Origin of the sequence: Streptomyces sp. 13-12-16 (genome assembly GCF_002114215.1) — a bacterium.
In the GTDB taxonomy this organism is placed as follows: domain Bacteria; phylum Actinomycetota; class Actinomycetes; order Streptomycetales; family Streptomycetaceae; genus Streptomyces.
The window spans coordinates 1-25,140 of record NZ_NCTE01000009.1; the positions used below are offsets into that span (position 1 = coordinate 1).

Annotated in this window: 23 protein-coding genes, 1 tRNA gene and 2 pseudogenes; 9 read left to right on the forward strand and 17 right to left on the reverse strand. The window is 72.0% G+C overall.

The genetic code is table 11. The features are described 5' to 3' along the window. Positions 1 to 225, reverse strand: a pseudogene (locus tag B7767_RS47205) (D-alanyl-D-alanine carboxypeptidase); the annotation flags it as partial. Between the two features lie 79 nt (positions 226 to 304). Here B7767_RS47205 and B7767_RS00420 point away from each other — a divergent pair. Further along, positions 305 to 796 (forward strand): inorganic diphosphatase, encoded by a 492-nt coding sequence (locus tag B7767_RS00420; RefSeq protein WP_030828087.1) that lies wholly within the window; start codon positions 305 to 307, stop codon positions 794 to 796. Positions 797 to 934: 138 nt separating this feature from the next. Beyond that, positions 935 to 2,629, forward strand: a complete 1,695-nt coding sequence (locus tag B7767_RS00425) for a threonine/serine exporter ThrE family protein (protein ID WP_085570307.1) — start codon at positions 935 to 937, stop codon at positions 2,627 to 2,629. A gap of 136 nt (positions 2,630 to 2,765) precedes the next feature. Here the strand turns inward: B7767_RS00425 and B7767_RS00430 are convergent, their stop codons facing one another. Continuing rightward, positions 2,766 to 3,653, reverse strand: a complete 888-nt coding sequence (locus B7767_RS00430) for a DedA family protein (protein WP_085570308.1) — start codon at positions 3,651 to 3,653, stop codon at positions 2,766 to 2,768. A 189-nt stretch (positions 3,654 to 3,842) separates the two neighbouring features. Then, entirely contained in the window at positions 3,843 to 4,604 is a 762-nt protein-coding gene (locus B7767_RS00435; RefSeq protein WP_085570309.1) for a MerR family transcriptional regulator, read from the reverse strand. Positions 4,605 to 4,705: 101 nt separating this feature from the next. Here B7767_RS00435 and B7767_RS00440 point away from each other — a divergent pair, with 101 nt between their 5' ends. Beyond that, the gene (locus B7767_RS00440; RefSeq protein WP_085570326.1) at positions 4,706 to 5,986 is read left to right on the forward strand and encodes an ion channel protein; all 1,281 of its coding nucleotides are present in this window, start codon (positions 4,706 to 4,708) and stop codon (positions 5,984 to 5,986) included. A 49-nt stretch (positions 5,987 to 6,035) separates the two neighbouring features. Then, complete coding sequence (locus tag B7767_RS00445; RefSeq protein ID WP_085570310.1) at positions 6,036 to 7,433, forward strand: glutamate decarboxylase; 1,398 nt, start codon at positions 6,036 to 6,038, stop codon at positions 7,431 to 7,433. On the opposite strand, the gene B7767_RS00450 is transcribed toward B7767_RS00445, so the two are convergent. From B7767_RS00450 to B7767_RS00470, 5 genes are all read right to left on the reverse strand, one after another. Next, entirely contained in the window at positions 7,430 to 8,158 is a 729-nt protein-coding gene (locus tag B7767_RS00450; RefSeq protein ID WP_085570327.1) for an ABC transporter permease, read from the reverse strand. The genes B7767_RS00445 and B7767_RS00450 overlap by 4 nt on opposite strands. Before the next feature lie 35 nt (positions 8,159 to 8,193). Further along, on the reverse strand, positions 8,194 to 9,165 hold the full coding sequence (locus B7767_RS00455) for an ATP-binding cassette domain-containing protein (protein ID WP_085570311.1): 972 nt from the start codon (positions 9,163 to 9,165) through the stop codon (positions 8,194 to 8,196). Positions 9,166 to 9,238: 73 nt separating this feature from the next. Further along, a complete protein-coding gene (locus B7767_RS00460) occupies positions 9,239 to 9,880 on the reverse strand; it encodes a PadR family transcriptional regulator (RefSeq protein WP_085570312.1) in 642 nt (213 codons plus the stop codon). Between the two features lie 61 nt (positions 9,881 to 9,941). Beyond that, on the reverse strand, positions 9,942 to 11,402 hold the full coding sequence (locus B7767_RS00465; RefSeq protein ID WP_085570313.1) for an aldehyde dehydrogenase family protein: 1,461 nt from the start codon (positions 11,400 to 11,402) through the stop codon (positions 9,942 to 9,944). A gap of 108 nt (positions 11,403 to 11,510) precedes the next feature. Then, positions 11,511 to 12,335, reverse strand: a complete 825-nt coding sequence (locus tag B7767_RS00470; RefSeq protein ID WP_085570328.1) for a helix-turn-helix transcriptional regulator — start codon at positions 12,333 to 12,335, stop codon at positions 11,511 to 11,513. 398 nt (positions 12,336 to 12,733) lie between these two features. On the opposite strand from B7767_RS00470, the gene B7767_RS00475 reads away from it, so the two are divergent. Further along, positions 12,734 to 13,231: an ATP-binding protein gene (locus tag B7767_RS00475; RefSeq protein ID WP_256923269.1), complete on the forward strand. Its 498-nt coding sequence runs from the start codon at positions 12,734 to 12,736 to the stop codon at positions 13,229 to 13,231. Positions 13,232 to 13,415: 184 nt separating this feature from the next. Here the strand turns inward: B7767_RS00475 and B7767_RS00480 are convergent, their stop codons facing one another. Next, on the reverse strand, positions 13,416 to 13,685 hold the full coding sequence (locus B7767_RS00480) for a DUF397 domain-containing protein (RefSeq protein WP_085570315.1): 270 nt from the start codon (positions 13,683 to 13,685) through the stop codon (positions 13,416 to 13,418). A gap of 477 nt (positions 13,686 to 14,162) precedes the next feature. On the opposite strand from B7767_RS00480, the gene B7767_RS00485 reads away from it, so the two are divergent. Both B7767_RS00485 and B7767_RS00490 read left to right on the forward strand, forming a co-directional pair. After that, positions 14,163 to 14,630, forward strand: a complete 468-nt coding sequence (locus B7767_RS00485; protein ID WP_256923270.1) for a hypothetical protein — start codon at positions 14,163 to 14,165, stop codon at positions 14,628 to 14,630. Between the two features lie 79 nt (positions 14,631 to 14,709). Continuing rightward, positions 14,710 to 15,228, forward strand: a complete 519-nt coding sequence (locus tag B7767_RS00490; RefSeq protein ID WP_085570317.1) for a DUF4232 domain-containing protein — start codon at positions 14,710 to 14,712, stop codon at positions 15,226 to 15,228. Between the two features lie 3 nt (positions 15,229 to 15,231). Here B7767_RS00490 and B7767_RS00495 read toward each other — a convergent pair whose 3' ends face one another. Further along, a complete protein-coding gene (locus B7767_RS00495; protein ID WP_085570318.1) occupies positions 15,232 to 16,350 on the reverse strand; it encodes a DUF2786 domain-containing protein in 1,119 nt (372 codons plus the stop codon). Between the two features lie 86 nt (positions 16,351 to 16,436). On the opposite strand from B7767_RS00495, the gene B7767_RS00500 reads away from it, so the two are divergent. Together B7767_RS00500 and B7767_RS00505 are read left to right on the forward strand one after the other, a co-directional pair. Then, complete coding sequence (locus B7767_RS00500) at positions 16,437 to 17,186, forward strand: Clp protease N-terminal domain-containing protein (protein WP_085570319.1); 750 nt, start codon at positions 16,437 to 16,439, stop codon at positions 17,184 to 17,186. Positions 17,187 to 17,224: 38 nt separating this feature from the next. Then, positions 17,225 to 18,916 carry a bifunctional 3'-5' exonuclease/DNA polymerase gene (locus B7767_RS00505; RefSeq protein WP_085570320.1) on the forward strand — a complete coding sequence of 564 codons (1,692 nt, stop codon included), beginning with the start codon at positions 17,225 to 17,227 and terminating at the stop codon, positions 18,914 to 18,916. Positions 18,917 to 18,957: 41 nt separating this feature from the next. Here the strand turns inward: B7767_RS00505 and B7767_RS00510 are convergent, their stop codons facing one another. From B7767_RS00510 to B7767_RS00540, 7 genes and pseudogenes are all read right to left on the reverse strand, one after another. Beyond that, a complete protein-coding gene (locus B7767_RS00510; RefSeq protein WP_085570321.1) occupies positions 18,958 to 19,851 on the reverse strand; it encodes a glycosyltransferase family 2 protein in 894 nt (297 codons plus the stop codon). A 91-nt stretch (positions 19,852 to 19,942) separates the two neighbouring features. Further along, positions 19,943 to 20,452: an RICIN domain-containing protein gene (locus tag B7767_RS00515; RefSeq protein ID WP_085570322.1), complete on the reverse strand. Its 510-nt coding sequence runs from the start codon at positions 20,450 to 20,452 to the stop codon at positions 19,943 to 19,945. Positions 20,453 to 20,476: 24 nt separating this feature from the next. Beyond that, the gene (locus B7767_RS45660; RefSeq protein ID WP_085570323.1) at positions 20,477 to 21,175 is read right to left on the reverse strand and encodes a hypothetical protein; all 699 of its coding nucleotides are present in this window, start codon (positions 21,173 to 21,175) and stop codon (positions 20,477 to 20,479) included. A 240-nt stretch (positions 21,176 to 21,415) separates the two neighbouring features. Beyond that, a tRNA-Thr gene (locus B7767_RS00525) sits at positions 21,416 to 21,492 on the reverse strand. Between the two features lie 117 nt (positions 21,493 to 21,609). Continuing rightward, positions 21,610 to 23,196, reverse strand: coding sequence for an alpha/beta hydrolase (locus B7767_RS00530; RefSeq protein WP_085570324.1), 1,587 nt, complete (start codon positions 23,194 to 23,196; stop codon positions 21,610 to 21,612). 97 nt (positions 23,197 to 23,293) lie between these two features. Then, positions 23,294 to 24,499: a DNA polymerase III subunit delta' gene (locus tag B7767_RS00535; protein WP_085570325.1), complete on the reverse strand. Its 1,206-nt coding sequence runs from the start codon at positions 24,497 to 24,499 to the stop codon at positions 23,294 to 23,296. 88 nt (positions 24,500 to 24,587) lie between these two features. Next, positions 24,588 to 25,140, reverse strand: a pseudogene (locus B7767_RS00540) (dTMP kinase); the annotation flags it as partial.

A 25,140-nucleotide genomic window follows, 5' to 3' on the forward strand; every position in this document is an offset into this window, starting at 1 on the left:
GGCGGTCGTGGTGAACTGCCAGGTCTTCGGCCGCGCGACCCGCGGGACCCGCGGTGATCCCGGCCGGCCCGGCCGCGCGAACCGTGGCCCGACGGCCGCGGCGAAGCGCGCCAGACGTGGTCGTACGGTCTCCGCGGCCCGGGCGAGACGTGGTCGTACGGCGTCCGCGATCCGCACGACGTGCGGTCCCGCGGCCCGCCAAGGCCTCAGCTCTGGCACGACCACCAGCCCCTTTCGCGATCACACACCTGCGTGAGGGACACTTAACCACCAGAACTATGTGCTGATCATGGAGGAGCGTCCGGTGGAGTTCGACGTCACGATCGAGATCCCGAAGGGTTCGCGGAACAAGTACGAGGTGGACCACGAGACGGGTCGGATCCGCCTGGACCGTCGGCTCTTCACCTCGACCGCCTACCCGACCGACTACGGCTTCGTCGAGAACACCCTCGGCGAGGACGGCGACCCGCTGGACGCGCTGGTCATCCTGGACGAGCCGACGTTCCCGGGCTGCCTGATCCGCTGCCGCGCGATCGGCATGTTCCGGATGACGGACGAGGCCGGCGGCGACGACAAGCTGCTCTGCGTCCCGTCGACGGACCCGCGCGTGGAGCACCTGCGGGACATCCACCACGTGTCCGAGTTCGACCGCCTGGAGATCCAGCACTTCTTCGAGGTCTACAAGGACCTGGAGCCGGGCAAGTCGGTCGAGGGCGCCAACTGGGTCGGCCGGGTGGACGCCGAGGCGGAGATCGAGCGGTCCTACAAGCGTTTCAAGGAGACGGGCGGCCACTGAGCCCTCCCGCTGCGCGACGCAGGAACGGGCCGCACGCACGCGTGCGGCCCGTTTTGCCGTGCGTGCGCATACTGAGGCTGTACGGGGCAGGCTTACGGACGGTCTCACGGACGGTGTCGTAAAGGGAGAGCGGAGCAGGTGACGGACGCGGAGGACCGCAAGCCGCAGTCGGACGAGGCGAGGAGCGCGTTCACGCCTCCCGCCGTTGTCGCGGCGCCGGCCGAGGCCGAGTCGTCGACGACGTCCGAGTTCGCCGTCCCGGACGGGCTGGCCGTCCCGAAGGCCGGTACGGAGTCCGAGACGACCTCCGAGTTCGCCGTTCCGGACGGTCTGGACGTGACCCCGCCGCCTCCGGACGGGACGGAGGGGTCGGCGTTCAGCACGCCGAGCACCTACAGCGCGAAGCAGACGGCCGCGTTCACCCCGGCGAGCGGGATCCCGCTGGTCAGCCTGGCCAAGGACGTGCCGTGGCAGGACCGGATGCGCACCATGCTGCGCATGCCGGTGACCGAGCGGCCGGCTCCGGAGCCGGTGCAGCGGCACGACGAGACCGGGCCGGCCGTGCCGCGCGTGCTCGACCTGACCCTGCGCATCGGCGAGCTGCTGCTGGCGGGCGGCGAGGGTGCCGAGGACGTGGAGGCGGCGATGTTCGCCGTGTGCCGCTCCTACGGCCTGGACCGCTGCGAGCCCAACGTCACGTTCACCCTGCTGTCGATCTCCCACCAGCCGTCCCTGGTCGACGACCCGGTGACCGCGTCGCGCACGGTGCGTCGCCGCAGCCCCGACTACACCCGGCTGGCGGCCGTCTACCGGCTGGTGGACGACCTCAGCGACGACGAGACGCACGTCTCCCTGGAGGAGGCCTACCGCCGGCTGGCGGAGATCCGCCGCAACCGGCACCCGTACCCCGGCTGGGCGCTGACCATGGCGAGCGGACTGCTCGCGGGCGCGGCCTCGGTGCTCGTCGGCGGCGGCTTCCTGGTGTTCGTGTCGGCCGCGGTCGGCGCGATGCTCGGTGACCGGCTGGCCTGGCTGTGCGCGGGGCGCGGGCTGCCGGAGTTCTACCAGTTCACGGTGGCCGCGATGCCGCCTGCCGCGATCGGGGTGGCGCTGACTCTGGCGCACGCGGACGTGAAGGCGTCCGCGGTGATCACCGGTGGGCTGTTCGCGCTGCTGCCCGGGCGGGCGCTGGTGGCCGGCGTGCAGGACGGCCTGACCGGCTTCTACATCACGGCGTCCGCGCGTCTGCTGGAGGTCCTGTACTTCTTCGTGGGCATCGTGGCCGGGGTGCTGACGGTGCTGTACTTCGGCGTGCAGCTGGGCGCCCGGCTGAACCCGGACGCGGCGCTCGGCGTCTCCGACGACCCGCTGTGGCAGATCGCCGCGTCGATGCTGCTGTCCCTGGCCTTCGCGGTGCTGCTCCAGCAGGAACGGTCCACCGTGCTGATGGCGACCCTGAACGGCGGGGTCGCGTGGGTGGTGTACGGCGCGATGCACTACACGGGGGACATCTCGCCGGTGGTCTCCACGACCGCCGCGGCGGGCCTCGTGGGCCTGTTCGGGCAGTTGCTGGCCCGGTACCGGTTCGCCTCCGCGCTGCCGTACACCACGGCGGCGATCGGGCCGCTGCTGCCCGGTTCCGCGACGTACTTCGGTCTGCTGGGGATCGCCCAGAACGAGGTCGAATCGGGGCTGACGTCCCTCACGAAGGCCGTGGCACTGGCCATGGCCATCGCGATCGGGGTGAACCTCGGGTCGGAGATCTCGCGGATCTTCCTGCGGATCGGATCCGCGGAGAAGCGCCGGGCGGCGAAGCGGACGCGAGGGTTTTAGCGCCGGCGCCATTTTGGTCACGGCGCCGTCCGGCTCGGGGCCCCGTGTGCGTCGGCGGCCGCGGACCGGATGGGGCTGATCGCGCCCACGCGGCGGAGCCGCATGTCGGCACGGCCCCGCGTCCCTCCGGGGCGCTTCAGTAGCCCCGGTTGTAGGGCTGCTGCTGGTTCTGGTCGTAGTACTGGTCGTCGCCGTACGGCTGCTGGTGCTGCTGGTGCTGCTGCGGGTAGCCCTGGTCACCGTACGGCTGCTGGGGGTACCCCTGGTTGCCGTAGTGCTGCTGCCGGGGCTGCTGGGGGGCGGGCGGGGTGATGCGGCGCAGCTGGGTCGTGGCGTCGTCCATGACCGGGTGCTGGGGGTGCTGGGGGTGCTGCGGGGCGGTGGCCGGGGTCTCGGCGGCGGCGCGCTTCTTCTTTCCGCGCTCGCGCAGGTACTCGATGATGATCGGCACCACGGAGACGAGGACGATCAGGACGAGGATCGGCTCGACGTTGGTCTTGATGAACTCGATCTGCCCGAGCCAGTAGCCCGCGAGGGTGACACCGCAGCCCCAGGCGACACCGCCGATGAGGTTGTACGTGAAGAACGTGCGGTACTTCATGCGGCCGGCGCCGGCCACGATGGGCGCGAACGTGCGCACGATCGGTACGAAGCGGGCCAGGACGATCGCCTTGGGGCCGTACTTCTCCATGAACTCGTGCGCCTTCTCCAGGTTCTCCTGTTTGAAGAGCTTGGAGTTCGGCCGGTTGAACAGCTTGGGCCCGAAGAACTTGCCGATCATGTAACCGACCTGGTCGCCTATGACGGCGGCCAGCACGATCAGCGTGCACACCAGCCACAGCGGCTGGCTGATGTAGTTGCCCTCGGCCACGAAGAGACCCGCCGTGAACAGCAGGGAGTCACCGGGCAGGAACGCGAAGAGTCCGGACTCCGCGAAGACGATCAGCAGGATGCCGGGCAGGCTGAAGGTCTCGATCAGGTAGTCCGGGCTCAGCCACTCAGGGCCGAGCGCAAGCGTGGTCACGGGGATGTGGCTCCTGCAGCTGGGGGGTAAGGGCTGGGCTGACTGCCCAAATTATGAACGCAGTCGTCGGGGCCCAGGTTCCGCGGGGGTACCCAGGATGCCCTGTGCCCCGTCCCGGAGGAAGCTGTGAGCCGTGGTGCGGGAGGCAACCCGCAGGTCGTGGCCCGGATGTGAGCCGGGCCACGACGCTCAGGCGGTGTGCCGCGCGGCGTTGGCGAAGATCGCCTCCTTGAGGTGCTCGGCGAGACCGGGCCGCATGGAGTCGTAGTACGCCTTGAAGCGCTCGTCGGAGACGTACATCTCCGCGAAACACCTGTGCATCTCGTACGGCACCTCGAAGTACCACTTGCCGACGTGCCGGCGGTGCTCCTCGGCCAGGTCCATGGCCGCCTCGCCGGACGGCTGCCCTCCGGCGGCCACCAGGGCGGTGTACCGCTCCTGCCAGTCGTCGACCTCGGCCTGGACGCGCTTCCAGTCCTCCTTGGTGTAGCTCGCCGCGCGGCGCTGCGACTCGGCGTACGCCTCGGTGCCGCCCCAGCGTTCCTCCGCCTCGGCGGCGTACTGCTCGGGGTCCTTGTCCCCGAACACCTCGAACCTCTCCTCGGGCGTCAGATCGATCCCCATCTTGCGTGCCTCCATGGCGTGCTCCACGGCCGCCGCCATCTTCTTCAGCTTCTCGATCCGGGCGGTCAGCAGTTCGTGCTGCCGGCGCAGGTGCGCGCGCGGGTCCGCGTCCGGGTCGTCGAGCAGGACGGCGACCTCCTCGAGCGGGAAGCCGAGCTCGCGGTAGAACAGGATCTGCTGCAGCCGGTCGAGGTCGGCGTCGCTGTAGCGCCGGTGCCCCGCGTGGCTGCGTCCGCTCGGGACGAGCAGGCCGATGTCGTCGTAGTGGTGCAGGGTGCGCACGGTGACACCGGCGAATCCGGTCACCTGTCCCACGGAGTAGCTCACTTCCGCTCCCTTCTCGGTACGCGCTCCAGCCTGGGTCCTCACGCCACGTGAGGTGCAAGCCGGTTACCGATTTGCCCGACTCGTCCCTTTATCGTGTGCGCGTGGCCCAGGACAGCTCGCAGCCGACGCCCCCCGCCGCCGCCCCGGCGCGCGCCCTGCTGCCGACCGTCGTCCCCGCGCTGGTCGTGGGCGTGGCGACGAGCCTGCTCCTGGTGGGGGTGAGCACGGCGGCCGAGGAGCTGCAGGACGTGCTCTGGCAGGACCTGCCGGACGCCCTCGGCGTCGGCGGGTACTCCGTGCCGTGGATGTTCGTGGTGCTCGTCGCCACCGGGATCGCGGTCGGACTGGTCGTGTGGAAGGTACCGGGCCACGCGGGCCCCGATCCGGCGACCACCGGTCTCGACGCGCCCGTGCTGCCGCCCGCGGTGCTGCCTGGGCTGCTGCTGGCGACCGCGTTCATGCTGGCCGGCGGGCCCAGTCTGGGGCCCGAGAACCCGATCATCGCCGTGAACGTCTCGCTGGCGGTCTGGGCGGGCCTCAGGGCCTTCCCGCGGACCCGGGAACGGAGCTGGGTGGCGCTGGCGGAGGCCGGGACGATCGGCGCGTTGTTCGGCACGCCGGTCGCCGCCGCGCTGGTCATCTCCGAGGCGCTGGCCGGGCAGCGGGTCAAGGGGAGGCTGTGGGACAGCCTCTTCGCGCCGCTGGCCGCCGCCGGGGCCGGCGCGCTCACCGTCTCCCTGGTGTCGGAGCCGAGCTTCGATCTCCGGCTGCCACCGTTCGGGCGGCCCGGCTGGGGCGATCTGCTGGCGTCCCTCGTGGTGGCCCCGGTGGGCGCGCTGCTCGGCATGTGCGCCGTGTACGCCTTCCCGTACGTCCACGGGGCCTTCGCGCGGCTGCGGCACCCGATGCTGATGCTTCCGGCCGGTGGCGTGGTGCTGGGCGCCCTGGCGGCGCTGGGCGGGCACCTGACCCTGTTCAAGGGGCTCGACGAGATCGCGGTCCTGGCACGCGACCCCGACGGCTGGTCGGCGGGCGAGTTCGCCACGATGACGGTGGTGAAGCTGGCCGCGCTGCTCGTCGCCGCGTCCTGCGGCTTCCGGGGCGGACGGATCTTCCCGGCGGTGTTCGTCGGCACCGCGCTCGGGCTGTGCGCGCACGCCCTGGTGCCCGGGGTGCAGCCGGCGGTGGGCGTGTCGGCGGGGGTGCTGGGGATCCTGCTGGCCGTCACCCGGCAGGGCTGGGTGAGCCTGTTCGTCGCCGCCGTCCTGGTCGTCTCCCCCGGGATCCTCGTCCTCCTGTGCATCGCGTCGCTGCCGGCCTGGCTGCTGGTGACGGGGCGTCCGCTGATGCAGCTGCGGGAGGACGGGACAGCCGTGCGATGACCCTCCCCCACCTCTCCCTGCCCCGTCACCCCCAGACCAAGGAGGCCCCGTGCCGCTCCACAAAGGCCCGCAGCACGACGAGCGCCCCGTGTCCGTCAACCCCTTCCTGGGGCCGGCCAATCCGGTCGGGGACATGACCGAGGCGCCGCCCAAGCACCGGCTGCCCGACACGCCCATGGCGCCCTCGACGGCGTACCAGCTCGTGCACGACGAGCTGATGCTGGACGGCAACGCGCGGCTGAACCTGGCCACCTTCGTCACCACCTGGATGGAGCCGGAGGCCGGCCGCCTGATGGCGGAGTGCCGGGACAAGAACATGATCGACAAGGACGAGTACCCGCGCACCGCCGAGCTGGAGCGGCGCTGTGTGGCGATGCTCGCCGACCTGTGGCACGCGCCCGATCCGGCGGCGGCCGTGGGCTGTTCGACGACCGGTTCGAGCGAGGCGTGCATGCTCGCCGGAATGGCGCTGAAGCGGCGCTGGAGCAGACGCGCTCCCGCGCGGGGCGCCCGGCCCAACCTCGTCATGGGCGTCAACGTGCAGGTCTGCTGGGACAAGTTCTGCACCTTCTGGGAGGTGGAGCCCCGTCAGGTGCCCATGGAGGGCGAGCGGTTCCACCTCGACCCGCGGGCCGCCGCCGAACTGTGCGACGAGAACACCATCGGGGTCGTCGGCGTACTGGGTTCCACCTTCGACGGGTCGTACGAGCCGATCGCCGACCTGTGCGCCGCGCTGGACGAGCTCCAGGAGCGCACCGGCCTCGACGTCCCGGTGCACGTCGACGGGGCGTCCGGTGCGATGGTCGCGCCCTTCCTCGACGAGGACCTGGTGTGGGACTTCCGTCTCCCGCGCGTGGCGTCGATCAACACCTCGGGGCACAAGTACGGGCTGGTGTACCCGGGTGTCGGCTGGGCGCTGTGGCGGGACGCGGACGCACTGCCCGAGGAGCTGGTCTTCCGCGTGAACTACCTGGGCGGCGACATGCCGACCTTCGCGCTGAACTTCTCCCGGCCGGGCGCGCAGGTCGTGGCGCAGTACTACACGTTCCTGCGGCTCGGCAGGGAGGGCTACCGCGCGGTGCAGCAGGCCGCGCGGGACGTGGCCACGGGTCTCTCCGCGCGGATCGAGTCGCTCGGCGACTTCCGGCTGCTCACGCGGGGGGACCGGCTCCCGGTGTTCGCGTTCACGACCACCGGCGACGTGACGGCGTACGACGTCTTCGACGTGTCCCGGCGGATGCGGGAACACGGCTGGCTGGTGCCCGCGTACACCTTCCCGGCGAACCGCCAGGACCTCTCCGTGCTCCGCGTGGTGTGCCGCAACGGCTTCTCGGAGGACCTCGCGGACGTGTTCGCCGAGGACCTGGCCCGGCTGCTGCCGGAACTGCGCCGGCAGCCGCGTCCCCTCACCCGTGACAGGGAGGCGGCCACCGGCTTCCACCACTAGCGGCTGAGCCGCGAGAACCGGCGCACCGCCAACGGGAAGAACACCGCCAGCAGCGCCAGCGGCCATACGACGGCGGCCCACACGTGCCCCGGTTCGCCGCCGGGGCCGCCGAACAGGTCGCGCACGGCCGTGGCGGTGTGGGACATGGGGTTCCACTCGACGACCGTGCCCAGCCAGTCGGGCATGGACCGGGGGGCGGCGAAGGCGTTGGACAGGAAGCCGACCGGCCAGACCAGGATCTGCACGGCCTGCACCAGTTCCGGTTTCCCGGCGACCAGCGCCAGGTGGATGCCGATCCACAGCATGGCGAACCGGAACAGCAGCAGCAGTCCCACGGCGCCCAGGAAGTCCGCCGGGCCGCCGTGAGTACGCCAGCCGAGCGCGGCGGCGACGGCGAGGAGCACGGCCAGGCCGAGCGCCGACTGGAGCATGTCCGCGGCGGAACGGCCCACCAGGACCGCGCCGTTGGCCATGGGCATGGAGCGGAAGCGGTCGATGACGCCCTTGTCGAGGTCCTGGGTGACGGCGACCATCGTGCCCTCCAGGCCGAAGGCCATGGTGAGCGCGAGCATGCCGGGCACCAGGAAGTCGAGGTACTCGCCGCTCACGCCCCGGCCGCCGCCGACCAGGTAGCCGAACATCAGCAGCAGCATCACCGGGAAGACCAGGTTCACCACCACCGTGACCGGCTGCCGCCCCCAGCGGGCGAGTTCGCGGCGGGTCATGGTCCAGGAGTCGGTCAGGGCGTACGTCGTGGTGGTCACGCGGCCTCCTTCGTCCGGTCGTGCCCGGTCAGCCGCAGGAACACCTCGTCGAGCGTGGGCCTGCGCAGGGCGATGTCCTCGGCCTCCACGCCGGCCTCCTCCAGTGCACGGACGACCCCGGCCAGGGCCGCCATGCGGTCGGTGACGGGGGCGCTGAGCAGCCGCCGGTCGGTGTCCACGGTGATCGCGTCCTTCGGTACGGGGAGCAGGGCGACGGCCGTGCCCAACTGTCCGGCGTCGCGCAGGACGACGTCGATGCGGTCGCCGCCGATGGCCGCCTTGAGCTCGTCCGCCGTGCCGTCGGCGACGACCCGGCCGGCGTCCACCAGACAGATGCGGTCGGCGAGCTGGTCGGCCTCCTCCAGGTACTGGGTGGTGAGCAGGACCGTCGTACCGCCGCCGACCAGGGAGCGGACCGAGTCCCACACCTCCGCGCGGCCGCGCGGGTCGAGGCCCGTGGTCGGTTCGTCCAGGAAGAGCACCTCCGGTTCGGTGATCAGGGAGGCGGCGAGGTCCAGACGGCGGCGCATGCCGCCGCTGTACTGCTTGACCGCCTTGTGTCCGGTGCCGGAGAGCTCGAAGCGCTCCAGGAGTTCGTCGGCACGCGCGCGTGCGCGTCGCGTGCCCAGGTGGTGCAGCCGGCCGAACAGCTCCAGGTTCTGCCGGCCGCCGAGTTCCTCGTCGAGCGCCGCGTGCTGGCCGAGCAGTCCGATGCGCAGCCGTACGGCGTACGCCTCGCGCACGACGTCGTGTCCCGCCACCTCGATCCGGCCCGCGTCGGGCCGCAGCAGGGTGGCCAGGATCCTCACCAGGGTGGTCTTGCCCGCGCCGTTCGGACCGAGCACCCCGTGCACCGTGCCGCGCGCGACCGTCAGGTCGAGCCCGTCCAGTGCGGGTCCGCCGTGCTTCCCGCCGTTTCCGCCGTACGTCTTGCGTGCGCCCTCGACGGTGATCGCCGCGTCGGCCACTGGACCTCCCTCGCTAGTCAAATTTGACTACCCGCCCGAGCGTAATACCCCGCCACCCACTGGTCAAACTTGATTAATGGTCGTCCCCGGGATGCCGCTCCCCCGTCCCGTACGGGTTCTCCTCGCCCTCGGCCAGCACGCCGACGAACGGCTCGCCCTCGCCCGCGAAGGTGTAGGCGCCGCCCCTGATCCGCTCGATGAGCCCCCGGGTCCATTCGGCGCCGAAGTCGGCCGAGTGGACCCAGAAGTCCATGATCTCCCCGATGTGGCCGAGCTGACCGGGACCGTCCTCGGGCGTGTAGTACTCGGTGACGGCCTTGCGCCACTCCCCGATGGAACGCATCCGCTGCTCGAGGAGCGCGAGCGCCTCCTCGCGCTTCAGGTCGACGATGAGGCCGAGCCCGGCCGAGAGCACGTCCGGCTTCTGGTCGTAGGAGGTCAGGGACTCCCGCAGCAGCCGGAAGAACTCCTCGGTGCCCTGCTCGGTGATCTCGTACTCCGTGCGCGGCGGGCCGCCGGCCGTGGACGGCGCGATCTCGTGCGCGTGCAGCAGCCCCTGCTTCGCCATCTGCTTCAGCGCGTGGTAGATCGAGCCGGGCTTGGCGTTGGACCACTCGTGCGCGCCCCAGTACTCCAGGTCGTTGCGCACCTGGTACCCGTGGGCCCGCCCGTGCTGGCGCACCGCGCCGAGCACCAGGAGACGGATCACTGACATGTGCCCAGCGTAGGGCCCCCGGGACCGGCCCCGGGGGCTGCCCCGTCCGCTCGGGGCCCGCTCAGAACGGGAAGCCGCTCCGGCCGTGCTGCACCGAGATCCACTTCACCGTGGTGAAGGCGTCCAGCATGGTGTCGCCGTTCAGCCGGCCGATGCCCGAGTGCTTCTCGCCGCCGAAGGGGACGATCGGCTCGTCGTGCACGGTGCCGTCGTTCACGTGGAACATGCCGGTGTCGATCCGCTTGGCGAAGTTCACGCCGCGCTCGATGTCACCGGTGTGCACGGCGCCGCTCAGGCCGTACGGGGTGTCGTTGACGATGCGCACGGCCTCCTCCTCGCCGTCGAACGGGACGAGGAAGGCGACGGGTCCGAAGACCTCCTGCCGCAGCAGGGGCGAGTCGGCGGGCAGGCCGGTGAGGACGGACGGCTCGACCAGGTTGTCGGTGCGGTTGCCGCGCACCAGGGCGGTGGCGCCCTCGGCGAGCGCCTGCTCGACCACGCCGGACAGGGCGTCCGCCTGGCGGGAGTTGATCACCGGGCCGATGACCGTCTCCGGGTCGCGCGGGTCGCCGGCCTTGAGGGAGGCGACCTTGGCGACGAACTTCTCGGTGAACTCGTCGGCGACCGACCGGTCGACCAGGACGCGGTTGGCGGCCATGCAGACCTGGCCCTGGTGGACGTACCGGCTGAAGACGGCCGCGTCCACGGCGTAGTCGAGGTCGGCGTCGTCGAGGACCACCAGCGCGCTGTTGCCGCCGAGTTCGAGGACCGAGCGCTTGAAGAGGGAGGCGCAGACGGTGGCCACGTGGCGGCCGACCGCGTCCGAGCCGGTGAAGGAGATGACCTTCGGCACCGGGTGCTCCAGGAAGGCGTCGCCGATCTCCGCGATGTCGGTGATGACGACGTTGAGCAGACCGCCGGGCAGGCCCGCGTCCTCGAAGATCTTCGCGACCAGGGAGCCGCCGACCACCGGCGTGTTCTGGTGCGGCTTGAGCACCACGCCGTTGCCGAGCGCGAGCGCGGGGGCGACCGACTTGAGGGAGAGCAGGAAGGGGAAGTTGAAGGGGCTGATCACGCCCACGACACCCACGGGCACGCGGTAGACGCGGTTCTCCTTGCCGTCCACCGGCGAGGGGATGATCCGGCCCTCGGGGCGCAGCGCCAGGTGGACCGCCTCGCGCAGGAACTCCTTGGCGAGGTGCAGCTCGAAGGCGGCCTTCAGGCGGGTGCCGCCGAGTTCGGCGACGATCGCCTCGGAGATCTCCTCCTCGCGCTCCTCGACCAGCCTGAGCGCCTTCTCGAACACCGCGCGGCGGGCGTACGGATTGGTCGCCGCCCACTGCTTCTGCGCGCGGGCGGCCGCCCGGTACGCCTGATCGACCTCGTCGACCGTGGCTATCGTGATCGACGCGAGCTTCTCGTCGTCGTACGGGTTGAAGTCGATGATGTCCCAGGAACCGGTGCCCGGGCGCCACTCACCGTCGATGTACTGCTGGGCCAGGTCGGTGAAGTACGACGACATGTGATCCCTCAATCCCTTGCTGCGTCGTTGCGCCAGCGGAGCACCGATCGACCGCACGGCCTGATTGGACGTCATCGTACTTGTGTTTCATGTGAGTTGAGGGTGACCTCAGGACATGTGCAGCAGTCCCCGCAGAAGGTCCCGGCTCTCCGCCGGACCCGGGCCGTCGTGCTGGAGCTCCTTGAGCGCCTTCTCGTACTGGGCCACGTCCTCGGCCTTGTCGAGATACAGCGCGCTGGTGAGCTGCTCCAGGTACACGACGTCCGACAGGTCGGACTCGGGGAAGCTGAGGATGGTGAACGCGCCCGACTCGCCGGAGTGCCCGCCGAGGCTGAACGGCATGACCTGCAGCCGGACGTTGGGCCGCTCGGAGACGTCGATGAGGTGCTGGAGCTGGCCGCGCATCACCGCGCGGTCGCCGTACGGCCGGCGCAGGGCGGCCTCGTCGAGGACGACGTGGAACTCGGGGGCGTTCTCCGAGACCAGGTACTTCTGCCGCTCCAGGCGCAGCGTCACCCGGCGCTCGACGTCCTCGTCGCTCGCCCCCTTCATGCCGCGGCGCACCACCGCGCGGGCGTACTCCTCGGTCTGCAGCAGACCGTGCACGAACTGCACCTCGTAGGCCCGGATCAGCGAGGCGGCACCCTCCAGCCCCACGTACGTGGGGAACCAGCTCGGCAGCACGTCCGAGTAACTGTGCCACCAGCCCGCCACGTTGGCCTCCTTGGCGAGGGAGACCAGCGACAGGCGCTCCTGCTCGTCCGTGATGCCGTACAGCGTCAGCAGGTCCTCGACATCCCTGGTCTTGAAGCTCACCCGGCCCAACTCCATCCGGCTGATCTTCGATTCGGAGGCGCGGATCGAATAGCCCGCCGCCTCGCGCGTGATCCCCCGCGCCTCACGCAGTCGCCGCAGTTGTGATCCGAGCAGCATGCGCCGCACCACCGATCCCGGCTCTCCCGCGCTCACGTTCGCCAGCCTCCCCAACGTCTTCAGGGCCCGCAGTCTGCCACTAAAACACTTCGAGCAGTACTCGTCCGGTTACGGAAACGGAATCCGGCCGAGGATACCGGTCGGGAAGGAACACCGAACGGGCACGGAAGGAGAAGGAAGGAGCAACGAGGAGAGAAGGGAACTGCCGGAAGAAGACAGGGAGATGACGGAAAAATTGGCCAACAAACCAGTACGGCAGGGAGGATTTCGGTCACCTGCACGTGCATCTGCCCTTGCATCTGCTGTACGCATCCGAAACCATGGTCCCCGCACCACCGCAGCCTCGCTACGACCGCGAATTCCCGGGAGTGCCTCGCATGGGGACGAATGGATCGACCATGCTCGAGCCGTTACGGCAGGGCCTTCCGCCGCTGAACCTCGCGGCCGCGTCCGACGCTTCCTCCTGCGCCCTCCCCGCCCGCTACGAAGCGGTCCGTGAGGCCCGGCAGTTCACCCGCAAGACCCTCGACCAGTGGGACCTGGGCGACCGCTTCGACGACGTGTGCCTGGTCGTCTCAGAGCTGGTCACCAACGCCCTGCGGCACGGCCTGCCGGCCGACACACCGCGGCCGACGGCGCCGGACCTGCCGGTACGGCTGCATCTGATGCGGTGGACCGAGCGGCTGGTGTGCGCGGTGCGCGACCCCAGCGACGACAGTCCCGTCACCCGCGAGTCGGACGACTTCTCCGCCGAGTCGGGCCGGGGACTGTTCCTGGTCGAGTCCTTCAGCGACAGCTGGGGCTGGCACCCGATGACCGGCGCGCTCGCCGGCAAGGTGGTCTGGGCGCTGTTCCGGCTGCCGCGCCCCGCCGACCGTCCCTGTCCCGGCATCTGACGGACCGCGGCGCTTCCGGGCGCCGCGGTTCTACGCGTGTTGGCGCCTCCTGGGCGACTCCGGTCCGTCGGTCCGCTCCGGCCCGTCGGTCCACTCCGGCCCGTCGGTCCACTCCGGCCCGCTTCGGCTTCTTCCGGATCCCTTTCGGAGCGCCCGGGGGACGCCGTCCGCCCCGGCGGGCCGGTCAGCCGGCGACCAGGTGGTCGAACTCGCCGTCCTTCACGCCCAGCAGCATGGCCTCGATCTCCGCGCGGGTGTAGACGAGCGCGGGTCCGTCGGGGAAGCGTGAGTTGCGCACGGCCACCTCTCCGCCGGGCAGCCGGGCGAACTCCACGCAGGAACCCTGCGAGTTGCTGTGCCGGCTCTTCTGCCAGGCCACACCGTCCAGCCCGGTGGCCGCCATGCCGTTGTACACGCCGGGCGCGTCGGCACCGTCGTACACGTCGTGGTCCACAGGTCGCTCCCCGCTGGTGCACTGGCTGGTGTGGCCATTGATGCAGTGGTCAACTGACCGGGATCATAGCTTTGTTCATGTGCTGATGCATGAGCAGATGCACGTGCACGCGGGGTGCTCCTGCGGTTACAGCCTCGATGATCGTGCCGTGCCCGCTTTGACGGACGCTTTACCGAACCCCGCTTCCTAAGAGACGCACGCGGGGGCCTTTCTGTTCCATCGTGTTCCCTTGTGTGTTCTCCGCGTCTCCCCGCGCGCCGGCCCGCCCGTCCGTCGTGGACATGCTGTGCGAGGTGTGTCACGGAGGCTGGTGGGGTGCCGGGCGGGTCCTGTTAGCTGACGGCGGTCGTCCGGCCGACGGGGCCGGCCACAGCCAGGGGGTTCGCAGTGACTTCGGAGGCTTCGGTGACGTACTCGCCCGCATCGCCGTCATCGCGCGGGTCCCGCTCCCGGCGCGCACGGGCCTCGGTCGCGGCCGTGGGGCTGGCCGGCGCGCTCGTGCTGACCGCGTGCGGCGGGGACGGCTCCGACGACTCGGACGACTCCGCGACCGGTCCCACCCCGTCCGCCACGGCGACCGCTGATTCCGGTGGCGGCACCGGGGGCTCCGGTACGAGCACGGCACCGGCGGGCGAACTGGAAGGAAGCTGGCTCACCACGGCCGACGGCACGGCCGTGGTCCTGATGGTCAACGGCGAGGAGGCCGCCCTCTTCGTCACGGGCGGCACCGTGTGCAGCGGTACCGCGCGGGAGCGGGCCGGGACCCACTCGATCCGACTGAAGTGCGGCGGGGGCACCGAGGACCGGGCGAACGGCACGGTCGACTCCGTCGGCGAGGACTCCCTGAAGGTCACCTGGGAGGGCGCCCTCGGCACCGAGACGTACACCAGGGCCGAGGGCGACTCCCTCCCGACGGGGCTGCCGACGGAGGGGCTGGGCTCCTAGAGGGTGTCCGCGGGGCGGGCCGGTGGCGGGTGCGTGATGATGGCCGGTGGGCACCTCCACGAACCCCAGAGGATCACTCATGCGCACCACTCCGCTCGCCGTCCCCGCCGCCTTCGCCGCGCTCCTCCTGCTGGCCGCCTGCGACACCGGAGGCGGCGACGGGGGCGGCGACGGCAAGCGGGAGAGCGCCGCCTGCTCGGTCGACACGGTGAGCATGGAGGTCGGGCCCGCGAGCATCGCGCCGGCCGCCGGGGACGCCGGCGAGGTCCCCGTCGGCTTCACCAACCAGAGCGCCACCTGCACCCTGGACGGCTTCCCCGAGGTGCGGCTGGCCGGTGCCGGTGATCCCACCACCGTCGAGGTGCCGCCGACCGAGGGCGCCACGGCCCAGCGGCTGACCCTGGCCAAGGGCGAGTCCGCGTCCTTCACCCTCACCTACGAACGGGGCGCGCCCGGCGACGGCGCCTTCGACGCGGAGAGCCTGCGGGTCGACCTCTCCGGCACCCGGACCTTCCGCTGGACGTACGGCCCGGTCGCGTCCGACGGCCGGGACGGCCACAAGATCTCCGTGAGCGCCTACCAGCAGGCGGGGGACTAGCGCTCAGGGGAGGTGCGGGCGCGCCCTGACCTGTGCGTCGTCCGCCGCGCGGGCGCCCTCCTCCCAGCCCGCCGCGTCGCTCACCCCGCGCAGCCGGGTGGTCGTCGTCTCCGGGAACAGGCGGTCCGTCCGCTCGGTGACCGCCATCGCGCGGGAGGCGAGCACCGGGAGCAGATCGTCGCTCACCCGGATCTCGGCGACGGCCGCGAGACGTGTCCCCACGCGGTGCGCGTAGGCGGCGAGGAAGGACTGCCGGAAGGTCTTGGTCCGCTTGCGTCCGCCCGCGCGCTGTGCGGCCTCCGCCCTGGTCATCGCCGTGGTGGCCTGCACGAGCAGTGAGGTGTAGAGGAGTTCCACCGCCTCCAGGTCGGAGGCGAAGCCGACCACGGTGGAGAAGCCGAGCGGTTCGTTCCACACGGCCCGGCAGTGGTTCGCGCCGGCGACCGCGTCCAGCAGCACCGCCTTGGCCTGCTCGTACGGCGGCTCCACCCCGATCCGGCAGGCACCCGGCACCTGGGCCGAGGGCTCCCGCGCGGCGAGCAGCGCCTCGTCGACGCTGTGCCGCGCCATCAGCTCCTGCGCCTTGGCGCTGAGCGCCTCCGCCTCGTCCGGGAACCCCGTCGCCTCCGCCTTGGCCAGCAGCGCGCGGATGCGGCCGAGCACGCGGGACTCCGGCCGCCGGTCCGACGGGTCGGGGGCGGCGGCCGTCTCGTCGAGGGGTTCGAGGGCGGGCAGGCGCAGCAGCAGGCGGTACAGCTCCAGGACGGCCACGGCGTACGAGAAACGGTCGCCGCGCGGGGCGTCGTCCGCTCCGAGTCCGTCCAGCTGGGCCTTCCAGCGGGGCCCGCGCGGCCGGTCGTCGCGCGGTGCCTGCGCGCGGATCAGCGCGGAGACGAGCCGCACGTGGACGTCGTCCAGCTCGCGCCGGACGATCCGTACGACGTCGGCGGGCTGCCAGCCGCGCCGCCAGGCGGTCGCCACGAACTCCTCGCCCCGCCGGGCGAGTTCGGTGTCGGCCGCCGGATCGGCGGCGAGCAGGGACGCGCCGGTGTCGAGGGCGGTGTCGCCGGTGTCGTAGAGGGCGGCCCGGAAGGCCCGGTCGACGGTGCTGGACGTACTCACGGGCCGATCGTGCCATGTCCCGGGGATTCACCCGGAAGTGTCAACTTCGGGTTGACGCCCCCTGACTGTCAACCTACGGTTGACGCATGACGACGAATCCCGCCATCAAGTCATCCGTGCGTCTCGACGACCTCATCGCGGCCATCAAGAAGGTCCACGAGGAGCCCCTGGAACAGCTCCAGGACGCGGTGCTCGCCGGTGAGCACCTCGGCGACGTGGCCGACCACCTGATCGGCCACTTCGTGGACCAGGCCCGGCGTTCGGGCGCCTCCTGGACGGACATCGGCAAGAGCATGGGCGTCACCCGGCAGGCGGCCCAGAAGCGCTTCGTACCGAAGGAGGGCAACGACCTCGACCCCAGCCAGGGCTTCGACCGCTACACCCCCCGCGCCCGCAACACGGTCATGGCCGCGCACAACGAGGCCCAGGCCGCGCACAACGCGGAGGGCCTGCCCGAGCACCTGGTCCTCGGTCTGCTCGCCGAGCCGCAGGGCCTGGCGGTCAAGGCGATCACCGAGCAGGGCGTCACCGTGGCCGCGGTCCGCGAGGCCGCCCGCGCGGCGCTCCCGCCGGCCGTCGAGGACGCCCCCGAGCTGGTGCCGTACGGCCCGGCGGCCAAGAAGGTCCTGGAACTCACCTTCCGCGAGGCCCTCCGCCTCGGCCACAACTACATCGGCACCGAGCACATCCTGCTCGCCCTGCTGGAGCACGAGAACGGCGAGGGCCTCCTCAGCGGCCTCGGCGTCACCAAGGCCGCCACCGAGCGGTACGTCGCCGACATGCTGGCGCAGTACGTCGAGACCCGGACGGAGGACGAGCCCGGTCAGGAAGGCTGACCGGGGGCGTTGTCAGTCCCCCCTGCCACACTCGCGGCATGGCCGACCGGTGGGCACTCGCTCCGGCCGAGGACGGTGGCGTGGACGTCGCCCCCCTCGGCCCGGACGGGCTGCCCGCCGGTCCGGTGCTGCGGGAGGCGGACCCCGCCGAGGCCGTACGGAGCCGTCCCGGTGTCACGCGGTGGGTGTGGCGGTCCACCGCCGAGGTCTACCCGCGCCTGCTCGCCACGGGGGTGCGAGTGGAGCGGGCCTACGACATCGAGGCCGCCGAGACCCTCCTGCTCGGCCACGAGGGGCGGTACGGGCAACCCCGTTCGGCCGCGGCGGCACTGGCCCGGCTGCGCGGCGGTCCCGTACCGCCCGACCCGCCGCAGCGCCATGCCGAACCGGGCGCCCAGTCCTCCCTCTTCGAGCCCCAGGGCGTCCGGCTGCCGCTGACGGACCTCCTCGCGGTCTACGCCGAGCAGCAGCGGCGGACCGGTACGACCGCGCACCCGGACCGGATGCGGCTGCTGACGGCCGCCGAGTCGGCGGGGACGCTGGTGGCCGCCGAGATGAACCGCGCGGGACTGCCCTGGCGGGCGGACGTGCACCGCGCGGTGCTGCACGACCTGCTCGGCGAGCGGTACGCGGGCGGCGGCGAGCCACGCAGGCTCGCCGAGCTGGCCGACGAGGTGTCCGCCGCCTTCGGCCGCCGGGTCCGGCCCGACCTGCCCGCCGATGTGGTGAAGGCCTTCGCGCAGGCCGGCGTGAAGATCGCCTCGACCCGCCGCTGGGAGATCGAGTCCGTCGACCACCCGGCCGTCAAACCCCTGCTCGAGTACAAGAAGCTGTACCGGATCTGGGTCGCCCACGGCTGGTCCTGGCTCCAGGACTGGGTGCGCGACGGCCGCTTCCGGCCCGAGTTCCTCGCGGGCGGGACGGTGACCGGCCGCTGGGTCACCAACGGCGGGGGCGCCCTGCAGATCCCCAAGGTGATCCGCCGCGCGGCCGTCGCCGACCCCGGCTGGCGGCTCGTCGTCGCCGACGCCGACCAGATGGAGCCGCGCGTACTGGCGGCGATCTCCCGCGACCCCGGACTGATGGAAGTGGCCGGACGGGAGAGCGACCTGTACCAGTCGGTGTCCGACCGCGCCTTCTCCGGCGACCGCGCCCAGGCCAAGCTCGCCGTCCTCGGCGCGGTCTACGGCCAGACCTCCGGCGACGGCCTGAAGAACCTCGCCGCGCTCCGCCGCCGCTTCCCCAGGGCGGTGGCCTACGTCGACGAGGCCGCACGCGCGGGCGAGGAGGGCCGGCTCGTACGGACCTGGCTGGGCCGCACCTGTCCGCCGGCCGCCCGTACGACGGACGACGCGGCGGAGGAGGCGGGCATCCCGGTCGCGGAGGAGGAACAGGACTCCGACGCCCGCCAGTGGGTTCCGGGCTACGCCTCGACCAACGCCCGTGCCCGTGGCCGCTTCGCCCGCAACTTCGTCGTCCAGGGCAGCGCCGCCGACTGGGCCCTGCTGCTGCTCGCCGCGCTGCGGCGGGCCCTGAGCGGCATGGCGGCCGAGCTGGTCTTCTTCCAGCACGACGAGGTGATCGTGCACTGTCCCGAGGAGGAGGCGGAGACGGTGGTGGCGGCGATCCGGGAGGCCGCGGGCCTGGCCGGCCGGCTGACCTTCGGGGAGACACCGGTGCGGTTCCCGTTCACGACGGCGGTGGTGGAGTGCTACGCGGACGCCAAATGACCGGATCGCCGGCCGGCCTTCTCGCCGTACCGCCCGTCGGTTCAGATGACCGGTGGCCGTCCGAGCCGGGTGAGCCGCCACACCGTCCGCCAGCTCATGGCCCGCCGTTCCCCGGCCGGCTCCCGCAGCCCTTCCACGAACCCGCCGAACCAGGCCCGCAGCCCACTGGCCGACCGGTTCCGCGCCAGGGTGAGCAGCATCCACACCCCGAGGTGGACGGGGACGAGCACGAGCGGGAGCCGCCGCCGGGCCAGCCACACCCGGTTGCGGGCGTTCACCCGGTAGTAGATGGCGTGCCGGGCGGGGGAGGTCTTCGGGTGCTGGAGCAGCAGTTCGGGCGCGTAGAGGATCCGCCACCCGGCGTCGACGGCCCGCCAGGCGAGGTCGGTCTCCTCGTGCGCGAAGAAGAACGCGGCGGGCCAGTCGCCGATCCCGTCCAGCATCGCCATCCGCAGCGCGTGCCCGCCGCCGAGGAACCCGGTGACGTACCCGCCGCGCATCGGATCCGACTTCCCGACCCGTGGCACATGCCGCTGCTGGGTCTCCCCCAGCTCGTCGGCGATCCGGAAGCCGACGATCCCGAGCCGCTCGTCGGCGGCGTACAACTCCCCCACACGCCGCAGCACATCGGCGTCCACGAGCAGCCCGTCGTCGTCCAGCTCGACGACGACGTCCACGTCCCCGAACTCCCGCAACCGCGCGATCGCCGCGTTCCGCCCGCCGGGACAGCCGAGGTTCTCCTCCAGCTCCACGACGGTGACCTCGCCGGGGAGCGACAGCCGCCGGGCGAACTCGGGCAGCGGGCAGCCGTTGCCCACGATGACGATCCGCGCGGGCGGGAGGTCCTGCTTCGCCACGGACTCCAGCAACGCGTCCACCTCGGCGGGCCGGTTCCCCATGGTCACCACGGCGACGGCGATCCTCGGCGTCTCCACGTCCTCACCTCACCATCCCGGCCGACGACTGCGTTCGCGATGCTAGCCGTTCATGCCGTGGCCCCTGCGACAGGCCGGGCGGTGACGTCGTTCAGGAGGGCTTGACCACGGAGACGACGGACCAGCGCTGCTCGCCCGTCCCCGAGCCGCACCGCGCCACCTGGAGCCTGGCGTCGTTCCCGGCGGAACTGCCGCCGACCACGCTCATGCACAGGTCGCTCGCGGCGTTGCGGATCCAGTGACCCCCCGACCGCGGGTCCAGCCACCAGAGCTGGTTGTCCGCGGCCGGCCTGCAGTGGTACTCGGTGACCTTGGTCCCGGCCGCGACACTGCCGTAGCGGGGCAGGTCCATGCACAGCCCGTCCTTGCGGTTCCTGATGACGAACAGGCTCGCTCCGCCGGGCCCGCCGTCCGGGTCGGCCACCTCCAGGTCCCAGAGCTGGTTGTCCTTGGTGGTGGGCCGGCAGTTGTACTGGCTCACCGGGCCGTCGACCGACCCCTCCTCGAAGGCGGGCAGGTCTGCGCACTTGCCGGTCGCGACGTTCTTCAGTTGCGCGTTGACGCGGGTGGAGAGGGCGTTGGCCAGTTGCCGGGCGGTGATCGCGGGGGACTTCTCCGCCTTCGGTTACTGGGCCTTGCCGTCGGTCTTCTTCCCGGTGCCGGACTTCCCGGTGCCGGACGAGGGCGCGGCCTTCACCCCGGCCGGACGGGACGGCGACGGCTCGGGCCCGGCCCCGGTCCCGCTCTCGGCCGGGGAGCCGGACGCGGACGCGGCTCCGCTCGGCGACGCCGGGGGTGACGGGGACGCGGCCCGGTAGTCGGCGGCCGGGATGTCGTCGGACGTACCGGGGTCGAGCGTCGTTCCGCCGACGGGAGCCGTCTCGACCGTACGGTCCTCTTCACGGGCGAGGCCGAGTACCAGGAGGGGTACGCAGATCAGCACCGCCCCCACGATGGCGGCCGCGGCCACCACGGGCCCACCCAGCCGCCCCGGCACCGTCTCGTCCGCATCCGCGTCCGCGTTCCCGTCCGCTTTCGCGCCGTCACCGCTCCCGGCCGCGACCACACCGGCCGCGGCCTCGGCTTCCGCTCCGTCGGGCTCCGCCGCCCGCCGCTGCTGCTCCTGCTCCTGCTGCCGTCCCTCTCCGGCGGCGGCCGGCTCGGCAGCCGACTCCGCCGCCGAGCCGGAGGCAGGAACGGGCTCAGGGCTGCGCGGTCTCAGATCCGCGCCGGGGTCATTGCCCGGCACGGGCACGGAAACCGCACGGCGGACGACCACGGCCGGCGTCGCCTCACCGGCCGGAGGTTCCTGCTGACGTGGCATGAACGCTGTTCCTCACTCACCGCGACCCGCCCGGCCCGTCGACCACAGGCATGTTCCAAGGGCTCGAAACTCACGCAACCCACTCTGGATCACGCCTGGTTGCGTCCGAACCTCGGTCGGGTGAACGTAGGACGACACAGGACGGCGAGCACTCCGCACTCACGGGTCGGGCCCCGGGCCGCGACACCGGCAGCAAGAAACAAAAAACCGCAGGTCATAAACATGACCTGCGGTTCGTGATGGAGCCGCCTTCGGGATTCGAACCCGAGACCTACGCATTACGAGTGCGTTGCTCTGGCCATCTGAGCTAAGGCGGCGCGCTGCGCACCATGGTGCGATCAGCAACGTCGGTAAGTCTACACAGTTTCCGAGGGTGCTTCGTACCGGCCCCGGAGGCGGGCCGGAGCGTACGCCTCCGGGGATGGTCGTACCGGCTATGAGCAGCGCTTTCCGTCCTTCGGCGGGGTGCCGTCGAGCAGGTAGGCGTTGATCGCGGAGTCGATGCAGGCGCTGCCCCGGCCGTAAGCGGTGTGGCCGTCGCCCTCGTAGGTGAGGAGGCGGGCCGAGGAGAGCTGGCCGGCCAGGGCCTCGGCCCAGCGGTACGGGGTGGCCGGGTCACGGGTGGTGCCGACGACGACGATCGGAGCCGCGCCCTTCGCCTCGATGCGCCGCGCCTCGCCCGTGGCCCGCACCGGCCAGTACGCGCAGTTCAGGGAGGCCCAGGCGAGGCCCTCGCCGAACACCGGGGACGCCTTCCCGAAGGCGGGGAGCGCCTTGCGCACCTCGTCCGGGGAGTCGAAGGCGGGCGGGAGGTCGAGGCAGTTCACGGCCGCGTTGGCGAACATCAGGTTGCTGTAGTCGCCGTTCGCGTCACGCTCGTAGTAGCTGTCGGAGAGGAGGAGGAGTCCGGCGCCGTCGTTCTCCTCCATCGCGGCCGTCAGCGCTTCGCGCAGCTGCTGCCAGGCGCCCTCGTCGTACATCGCGGCGATCACGCCGATCGTCGCGAGCGACTCGGTGAGCCTGCGGCCGTCGGCGTCACCGGTGGGGATCGGACGGGCGTCGAGCTTCCCGAAGAACGCCTTGAGGTTCTTGCCGGCCTGCTCGGGAGCGGTGCCCCGGCCGCCGAGCGGGCAGTCGCTCTGCCGCACGCAGTCCTTGGCGAAGGCGGTGAACGCCGTGTCGAAGCCCTCCGTCTGTTCCAGGTTGAGCCGGCGCGCGGGCAGCGAGGGGTCCATCGCGCCGTCCAGGACGAGCCGGCCCGCCCGGTCCGGGAACAGGCCGGCGTAGGTCGCGCCGAGGAAGGTGCCGTACGAGGCACCGACGTAGTTCAGCTTCTCGTCGCCCAGCGCGGCCCGGACGATGTCCATGTCCCGGGCCGCCTCGACGGTGGACACATGGCGCAGCAGCTTCGGTGCGTCCGCCCCGCAGCCCTCGGCGAACTTCTTGTACGACGCGACCAGCGCGCCGGTCTCCTTCGCGTCGTCCGGGGTGATGTCCGTCCGGGTGAACGCGTCCATCCCGGACCCGTCCAGGCACTCGACGGGTTCGCTGCGGGCGACGCCCCGCGGGTCGACGGCCACCATGTCGTAGCGGGCGCGCACGTCGGCCGGGTAGCCGATCCCGGCGTACGCCTGGACGTATCCGGTCGCCGAGCCGCCCGGGCCACCCGGGTTCACCAGCAGTGAGCCCAGCCGCTTTCCCGGGCCGGTGGCCTTCTTGCGGGTGAGGGCGAGGCGCACGTCACCGGCCGCCGGTTCGGCGTAGTCGAGCGGGACCTTCAGCGTGGCGCACTGGAAACCGGGGACTCCGCAGTCGCGCCAGGCCGGTTTCTGCCCGTAGTACGGCGTGAGGGCGGCGGGTGTGGAGCGGGGCAGGGGGGCGAGGGCCGCCTCCTCCGCCGCCGCACTGGCCGTGCTCGGGCTGTTCCCGGAGGAGCAGCCCGAGACCAGCAGCGCGGCGACGGCGAGCAGAGCGACTCCGGTTCCGGTACGGGTCCCGCGGTGGGTGCGCCTTGTGTGCATACCGTGAGCGTAACTGTGCGCAACGGGATGGGTGCTCAGTGCGCACGCCGTGCCTCGTACGAGTTACCGCGTCGAGCCACTGGGCGGATGCCCCCGGTCAGCCCGTTCTGAGGGCCATCGTCATCGCCTCCACCGCGAGCAGCGGGGCCACGTTGCGGTCCAGGGCCTTGCCGCACGCCGCGATCGCCTCGATGCGGCGGAGCGTGGACTCCGGGGAGCTGCTGCGGGCCATGCGCTCCAGTACGTCCTCGGCGTCACCGTTGGCGATGGCGACGCGGGAGCCGAGCTGGAGGGCGAGGACGTCGCGGTAGAAGCCGGTCAGGTCGCTCAGCGCGATGTCGAGGGTGTTGCGCTGCGTGCGCCGTCTGCGGCGTTTCTGATCTTCTTCGAGTTCCTTGATCACGCCTGCCGTGCCGCGCGGCAGCCGGCCGCCCTGGGGCGCGCCCAACGCCGCCTTCAGTTCCTCGGTCTCCTTGGCCTCCATCTCCTCGGCGAGCTGCTTGGCGTCCTCGGCCGCCACGTCGACCAGCTCCTGGGCCGCCTTGAGCGCGCCACCGATGTCCTCGACCCGCAGCGGCAGCTTCAGCACGGAGGCCCGGCGTGCGCGGGCGGCCGGATCGGTGGCCAGGCGTCGGGCACGGTCGACGTCGCCCTGGGTGACACGGGCCACGGCGGCGGCGACGTCCGGCTCGACGCCCTCGCGCCGGACGAGCATGTCGGCGACGGCGGCCACCGACGGCGTGCTCAGGTTGAGGTGACGGCAGCGGGAGCGGATCGTCGGCAGGACGTCCTCGATCGAGGGGGCGCACAGCAGCCAGACAGTGCGGGGGGCGGGCTCCTCGACGGCCTTGAGGACGGCGTTGCCGGACTTCTCGTTCAGCCGCTCGGCCTCCTCGACGAGGATGACCTGCCAGCGGCCGTTCGCGGGTGAGGTGAACGACTTGCGGACGGTCTCCTTCATGTGCTTGTAGAGGATCTCCGCACCCATGGCGACCACCGTGCTGACGTCCGCGTGGGTGCCGATGAGCGCCGTGTGGCATCCGTCGCAGAAGCCGCAGCCGGGCGCGCCGCCCAGTGCCCGGTCGGGGCTCACGCACTGCAGCGCCGCGGCGAAAGCCCGCGCCGTCTGTGTCACTCCCGCGCCGGGCGGACCCGTGAACAGCCAGGCGTGCGTCATCCTCGACGCCTCCGGCGGGGGTGCGTCGGCCGCCGCGGCGGTGACGAGCGCGTCGGCGTCGCGGGCGGCGCCGTCGAGCCGCTCGCTCACCCGCTCCTGCCCGACGAGGTCGTCCCACACGGTCATGGGTCAGCCCGTCCTTCCGTCACGTCTGCCTTACCGGATCCATTGTGCGGGTGGGCACTGACAACGCCCGCACCCGCGGACCCGGCGGTCAGCGCCGACGCCCCCGGCGGCCGTCCTCGTCGCCGTCCTCGTCGTCGCGGGGGCCCAGCAGTTCGTCGGCCAGCGTCGGCAGGTCGTCCAGCGGAGTCTCCTCGGCCCAGTCCGAGCGCTGCCGGTGCCGACGGGGCTCCTCGGGGTCGATCCGGGGCAGCTCGCGCGTGCGGTCGTCGGGACCGTCGGCTCCCTCGGGGCCGCTCGCCGGACGCTCGTCCCGGAAGTAGCCCGGCGGCACCCGGTCCTCGGACTCCCTCCCGTCCTCCCGCACCGGAGGCAGCACCGCCGTCTCGTCCGCCGCGCCCGGCGGAACCGGCGGCTTCGGCAGCTCGGTCGTCACCTCGGCGTCGGACACCCCGGACCGGCCGCCGGACCGCTGCCCGGCGTCCTCCTCCGGCACCCGGGGCAGCACGGCGGTCTCGTCGACCGGCCCGCCCGACGCGTTCGTCGGCGTCACCACCGGCGTCGGCACGGTCGCCGCTTCGTCGGCCGCCCGCCCACGCGTGGCAGCGGCATCGGGTGTGGCCGTCGTCTTGGGTCCCGCCTCC